The 3,850-nt window shown below is 65.5% G+C and carries 4 protein-coding genes; 2 read left to right on the forward strand and 2 right to left on the reverse strand.

The annotated features are described in order from the left end of the window. The coding region (locus tag WAN71_RS17485; protein ID WP_422226539.1) for a serine/threonine-protein kinase at window positions 1-1,111 on the reverse strand (1,111 nt) is incomplete at its 3' end. A 38-nt stretch (window positions 1,112-1,149) separates the two neighbouring features. Continuing rightward, window positions 1,150-2,031, reverse strand: a complete 882-nt coding sequence (locus tag WAN71_RS17490) for a peptidylprolyl isomerase (protein ID WP_422226540.1) — start codon at window positions 2,029-2,031, stop codon at window positions 1,150-1,152. Window positions 2,032-2,222: 191 nt separating this feature from the next. Here WAN71_RS17490 and WAN71_RS17495 point away from each other — a divergent pair, with 191 nt between their 5' ends. Together WAN71_RS17495 and hisS are read left to right on the forward strand one after the other, a co-directional pair. Next, on the forward strand, window positions 2,223-2,894 hold the full coding sequence (locus WAN71_RS17495; protein ID WP_422226541.1) for an MBL fold metallo-hydrolase: 672 nt from the start codon (window positions 2,223-2,225) through the stop codon (window positions 2,892-2,894). Between the two features lie 48 nt (window positions 2,895-2,942). Continuing rightward, the coding region (gene hisS / locus WAN71_RS17500) for a histidine--tRNA ligase (RefSeq protein WP_422226542.1) at window positions 2,943-3,850 on the forward strand (908 nt) is incomplete at its 3' end.

The raw sequence follows: 3,850 nt of genomic DNA on the forward strand, positions 1-3,850 counted from the left end.
GTTTGGCCGTGACCGAGGTGGTCGCAGTGGTGCTGCTCGTGGTGGACGTGTTGGTTGGGGCGGCCGACGACCTTGCTGAGCTCCCACGATCCGAGGCGGTGGCGCTGATAATCACCAGCGCGATCAACCCGAACAAAGCCACCCCCGCTACGGCCAATCCGCCGATGAGAGCCAAGGCGTGCCCTCTGCTCTCGGATTCCGCAGGCTGGTCTGGCCCTCCGTGCGGCGGCGGTGCAGCGGTGCGATAGCCCGCTGCGGGCTGGGCGCCGGCCGATCGCACCGGGCTCGGCGGTGGACTGAAGCGGTTCTCCAACGCCGCTCGTGCGGCTTCGGCCAACTGCGAAGCCGTCTGATAGCGGGCCTGCGGGCTTTTGGACATACCCGCGGCGATCACCGCGTTGAATGCCGGCGCTATACCGGGAGAGGATGTCGACGGTCGCGGCGGTGGGGCGGTCAAGTGCCCAACGCGTTGTTCTTCGAAGGTGTCTCCGGGAAAAGGCTGCTGTCCCGTCAAGCATTTGTACAACACGCAGGCGAGCGAATAGATGTCAGCGCGGGGATCGCCTGCACCACTGAATCTTTCGGGCGCCATGTAGGCGCCGGGGACATGGCCCATGCTCGCCCCGGCGATATCTGCGGCGCTGCGCGCCATGCCAAAGTCGGTCAGGTAGGCGAAGTCTCGCGGCGCGACCAAAATATTCGACGGCTTGACGTCGCGATGGACGAGACCCGCTCGGTGGGCGCTATCGAGGGCCGCGGCGACCTGCTCGGTGATCGCGACCGCGCGGGCAGGAAGTATTCGGCCGCCTTCGTTTCTGATCAGGCGACCGAGGTTGCTGCCCCCGATCAGCCGCATGTCCACGTACAGCCGGCCGTCGATCTCGCCGTAATTGTGGATCGGCACCACGTGTTGGTTATCGAGGCCGGCGGCCGCGGCTACGTCGCGGCGGAACTGGTCGAGGAACTCTAAATTGTCGCTGAGTTCCGCCGCCACCACCTTGAGCGCGACTACCTGCTTGGTCACGGTGTCGTTGGCTTGGAAGACTCTCCCGGTTGTGCCACGGCCGATTAGATCGAGAAGCTGGTAGCGCCCGAATGTCGTCACCTGCACAAAGAGTTCTCCTGTTAGCTAGGGCGCCGAAGGCTCGATCAGTCCAGCCGCACCGATTTGATCGTGGCTTGGATGGCTGGTTGGCCGTCCTGACCGCCGCCGGCAACGCCGCCCTTCGCGATTTTGTCCAGGGTGGCCAGCCCGTCTTGTTGGATCTTGCCGAAGACGGTGTATTCGGGTGGCAGCTGGGTGTCCTTGTACACCATAAAGAATTGGCTGCCGTTGGTGTTCGGTCCGGCATTGGCCATCGCCAGCGTGCCACGCGGGTAGACCACCGGCTCGTGGGCCGCGGGGTCGTCAGGCTTGTACTGGTCGGTGGGATACTCGCTGGCGAACTGATAGCCCGGCCCGCCGGTGCCGTCGCCGGTGGGGTCGCCGCACTGCAACACCGCCGACGTCGGCGAGGCGGTGAGCCGGTGGCATGGAGTGTTGTCGAAGAATTTCTGCTGCGCCAGGCTGACGAAACTGTTGACGGTGCAAGGTGATTCGTTGTTGGCGAGCAACAAGCCGACATTGCCCTGATTGGTCACCATGCTGACACTGACCTGAGCCGGGTCGGTGGGCACTTTGCCCTGCCTCGGCGGCTTCACCGGCTTGCTGGCCGACTCCGACGAAGGCACGTACTGGCAGTTGGCGCCCAGATCGGCGGCCGCCTTGAACGGTGGCAACGGCGGAATCCCCGACGATGAGCCCGGAGCGGCGCTGGCCGTCGTGCTCCCGCCGGCCGAAGCCTGCTTATTCTTGTGCTCCTTGTTGGTCAGCACGACCGTGGCTACCACCGCGACGACCACGACCACTGCTGCAATCGACCCACCGACGATCGCCAGCATCCGACGACGACGGGCCTGCTGGGCGCGGCGTTCCAGCTGCCGTTCGAGTTTGCGTCTGGCTGTCGCACGTCGCTGTTCGTTGGTCGGCACCGCCAATATCCCTCCGTGGTTGTGTGCTGAGTCAGCAAAGAGTGTGCCAGTTGACGCTGGATAGGGGTGGCGCGACCCATGCCCACCGAAACGATGGCCCAACTCGCCCCCGCAAGCGGGGGGACCCCCATCCCGGCCCAACTGCGTGGCCCGCATCGTCGTCGGGCGGCGACAATGGGAAACTGTAGATCGTGTTCATCACCGGATTTCCCGCCGGGCTGCTGCAGTGCAACTGCTATGTGCTGGCGCCGCACCCCGGAGCGGACGCCATCATCGTCGACCCTGGCCAGCGTGCTATGGGCCAGCTGCGGCGCATCCTGGACCAAAATCGGCTGACTCCCGCGGCGGTGCTGCTCACCCACGGCCATATCGACCACATCTGGTCGGCCCAGAAGGTGTCCGACACTTTCGGCTGCCCCGCCTACATCCACCCCGAGGACCGGTTCATGCTGACCGACCCCATCAAGGACTTCGGGCCGAAGCTGGGCCAGCTGCTGTTCGCCGCGATCTTCCGTGAGCCCAAACAGGTCATCGAACTGGACCGAGACGGCGACAAGATCGACCTCGCCGGAATCAGCGTCAACGTCGACCACACGCCCGGCCACACCCGCGGATCAGTGGTCTTCCGAGTCAGGGACGCTCACGACGATAAAGACCTGGCGTTCACCGGCGACACCCTGTTCGAACGCTCGGTGGGCCGGACCGACCTGTTCGGCGGCAGCGGTCGCGACCTGATCCGCTCGATCGTCGACAAGCTGTTGGTCCTCGACGACAAAACGGTGGTGCTACCAGGACACGGGAATTCCACGACCATCGGCGCGGAACGGCGGTTCAACCCGTTCCTCGAAGGCCTGAGCCCGTGACCGCGCCGGCGACGATGCAGAGCGCAGCGATGCTGAGGAGCGGCGCTTGTGACTGAGTTCACGTCGTTTTCCGGGCCCAAAGGCGTACCGGACTACGTCCCGCCGGAATCGGCGACCTTCGTCGCGGTGCGGTCAGGGCTGCTCGACGCCGCCCGCCGGGCCGGCTACAGCGACATCGAGCTGCCGATCTTCGAGGACACCGCGCTGTTCGCCCGCGGGGTGGGCGAGTCCACCGACGTCGTGACGAAAGAGATGTACACCTTTGCCGACCGCGGCGGCCGCTCGGTGACGCTGCGGCCGGAGGGTACCGCCTGTGTAGTGCGCGCGGTGATCCAGAACGGACTGGACCGCGGTGCGCTGCCGGTCAAGCTGTGTTACGCCGGTCCGTTCTTCCGCTACGAGCGGCCCCAGGCCGGCCGCTACCGTCAAATGCAGCAGGTCGGTGTCGAGGCGATCGGCATCGACGACCCCGCGTTGGACGCCGAAGTGATCGCGGTGGCCGACGCCGGGTTCCGCTCGTTGGGCCTCGACGGGTTCCGGCTGGAAATCACCTCGCTCGGCGACAACACCTCCCGTCCGCAGTATCGGGAAATGTTGCAGGACTTCCTGTTTCGGCTTGACCTTGACGAGGAAACTCGCAGGCGCGCCGAGATCAACCCGCTGCGGGTGCTCGACGACAAGCGTCCCGAAGTCAAGGCGATGACGGCCGACGCCCCGGTGATGCTCGACCACCTCTCCGATGTGGCCAAGCAGCATTTCGAGACCGTACTGGCGCACCTCGACGCCCTGGGCGTGCCCTATGTCATCAACCCGCGGATGGTCCGCGGATTGGATTACTACACCAAGACCACCTTCGAGTTCGTGCACGACGGGCTGGGCGCGCAATCCGGCATCGGCGGCGGTGGCCGCTACGACGGTCTGATGCGCCAGCTCGGCGGACAGGACCTGTCCGGTAT

Origin of the sequence: Mycobacterium sp. (assembly GCF_049280035.1) — a bacterium.
In the GTDB taxonomy this organism is placed as follows: Bacteria; Actinomycetota; Actinomycetes; order Mycobacteriales; family Mycobacteriaceae; genus Mycobacterium.